The following is a 2,602-nucleotide window of genomic DNA, read 5'->3' as shown; positions in this document are numbered from 1 at the left end:
CTTATCCCGGTTATATTGAACCCGAGCGGTATCATCCCAAGGCATATGACCCTCCATCTTCTCATCAAAGACGGTTGAATCACAACCTATTGATATCGCTCAACTACTTTTAAATCCGGCTCTGACGCCGATCTGAAGCTGATGCGCCGGATTGATCAATTGCATCTGGATTATCCCTTTGCGGGCAGCCGGATGCTTCAGGGCCTTTTGCTTGGCGAGGGACACAAGGTTGGTCGACTTCATGTCTCAACGCTGATGAAGCGGATGGGCATCGAGGCAATTTACCGTCGCCCTAATACATCAAAGCCAGCGCCGGGACATAAAATCTATCCTTATCTGCTAAGGAAACGGGCTGTCATACGCCCCAATCAGGCGTGGGCGATGGACATAACCTATATTCCCATGGCTAAAGGCTTTGTCTATCTGGCTGCAGTTGTGGACTGGTTCTCGAGGCGCGTGTTGTCCTGGCGACTTTCCATCACTCTTGATACAGCTTTCTGTATTGAAGCGGTCCAAGAGGCTATGGCCAAATACGGCAAGCCGGAGATCTTCAATACGGACCAGGGAAGCCAGTTCACATCGCTGGCCTTTATCAAAATGCTCAAAGATGCTGATATTGCAATCTCGATGGACGGTAAAGGGGCATGGCGGGACAATGTCTTTCCTTCTCATCGATGCAAAGCATCGACTGCCAGGCAATGGTCGAGCGACTTTGGCGATCCATCAAATATGAAGAGGTCTATCTGCATGCATACATCAATGTGCCAGAGGCAAGAAACGGGATCGGGAAATATCTGAAATTTTACAACACCAAACGACCACATTCATCCCTTGACCGTATGACACCGGATCAGGTCTACTTCAACCAAATGAAATCGCTGAAAATCGCAGCATGAAATAAGGCCGGATCAACTTATAAATCAGCTCAAACCTGTTCAAACAAACCGAGCCACCTCTTTCAAAACGATCCAGTTTTCAGGGCGCAGAGCACACACATATACAGTATCGCGTGGATATCGGTCCGATTTTCGGTTATGTTCTTGCCGGTTGACATCACTGGTTTGTAAGCTTCGTTTTTTTTGAAAATGCGGTAAATCCCAAATCGCAGATATAGCGCAACTAATTTGCGGTCAGGTTCTTAGAGGATTTATAACAATGACCAATCTACTCATACTGCAGGCCAGAATGACCTCAACTCGATTACCAGGAAAGGTTCTTATGAAGTTAGGCAAGCTGTCCGTGATGGAATGGATGTTTCGATTTGGTAAGGGCATTAGCCTGATAGATAAAATCTGTGTTGCCACGCCTTATGGAGATGCACATAAGGAGATTCACGAAATTTCTAAAAAATGCGGTATTCCGGTTATTGAAGGACCCGAGCAGGATGTTTTGCGGCGATTTGCTATTGCAGCTCGACATTTTAACGCAAATAATATTCTGCGGGTGACGACTGATTGCCCCTTCGCGGATGCGGAAATCTGCAATCTTGTTATCAAAGCCATGATTGATGGTGCGTATGATTATGCCTGCAATAACATGCCACCAAGTTTTCCTCATGGTTTGGATTGTGAGGTATTTACACGTGAGACGCTGGAACTTGCTGACAAGTTCGCAACTGAGGCCTATGACCGCGAGCATGTGACCCCTTGGATACGTAGGAATGAGGACTTCCGAAAATTCAATAAGGAAGGCCCTGGTGGTGAATATGTCAAATGGAGAGTAACTCTGGATACCCCAAAAGACTTCGAAATGCTTACAGTAATTGAGGCCGAACTTGGTGGGCGCGCCCCTAGCTTTGAGATGTTGAATGATATTTTGATCAACAAACCAAACATTCTGGAAATTAACTCTGAAAGTCAGCAAAGATAGCGTACTGGACCGTTAGGTTTGTCCGCTCCCGATGTTTTGTTGACAAACTGGATACCCAAATCAGTTGATGTCCTAATATGTAGAAGTTCGCTCTCGATTATATGATTTTGACGTCAGATGCCTCTTGTATTCAGGGCGGCAACCACAGAAGTTCTCAGTGACATTCAACAATAGCAATGATTCATCTTCTCCAATTTTGTATTTACCTACCACTCCGGCTGTGTAAATATTTCCTAACACCTGTATTTTTGTGAGTAATTGTTATGTGTGGAATTGTTGGAATTCTAGGAGCGAAACCGGTAGCTCCCCTTTTGGTTGATGCTTTAAAACGCCTCGAATATGGTAAGCGATGGGGTGGCATTTGGAAGAAATCTCCTGCCAAGTCGCAGATGGTGCCCATGCGATTGTTATTCTGGACCAGGCTGGTTGGCACACAACCAAAAATCTCGAAGTGCCGGACAACATTACCCTGCTGCCGCTACCACCAAGATCTCCAGAATTGAATCCGGTCGAGAACGTTTGGCAGTTCATGAGGGAGAATTGGCTTTCCAACCGGATCTTCTCGTCATACGAAGAAATCCTCGCGATATGTTGTCATGCATGGAAGAAACTAGTCATGTGAATCGAAAGTCCTTGTCATAATTGTCGCTGGGTCTTTTGGCAGAAGCGTTTTACGGATTCGAGAATTTCGCTTGCTGATTTGACCCATTTGTATGGCTTGGGATTTTGGTTG

1 protein-coding gene and 2 pseudogenes are annotated in these 2,602 nt (G+C 45.8%); all 3 read left to right on the top strand.

Annotated elements, in window-relative coordinates; translation table 11 throughout:
* Positions 1-126 precede the first annotated feature (126 nt).
* A pseudogene (locus FDK21_RS20405) lies at positions 127-896 on the top strand (IS3 family transposase); the annotation flags it as partial.
* A gap of 259 nt (positions 897-1,155) precedes the next feature.
* Complete coding sequence (locus tag FDK21_RS20400; protein ID WP_138150698.1) at positions 1,156-1,869, top strand: glycosyltransferase family protein; 714 nt, start codon at positions 1,156-1,158, stop codon at positions 1,867-1,869.
* A 346-nt stretch (positions 1,870-2,215) separates the two neighbouring features.
* Positions 2,216-2,473 (top strand): annotated as a pseudogene (locus tag FDK21_RS20395) (transposase); the annotation flags it as partial.
* Positions 2,474-2,602 lie beyond the last annotated feature (129 nt).

This window comes from Cohaesibacter sp. CAU 1516, assembly GCF_005771485.1.
GTDB classification, from domain to species: domain Bacteria; phylum Pseudomonadota; class Alphaproteobacteria; order Rhizobiales; family Cohaesibacteraceae; genus Cohaesibacter; species Cohaesibacter intestini.
The sequence above is the reverse complement of the archived record's forward strand: the minus strand, read 5'-3'. Positions and strand labels throughout refer to the sequence as shown.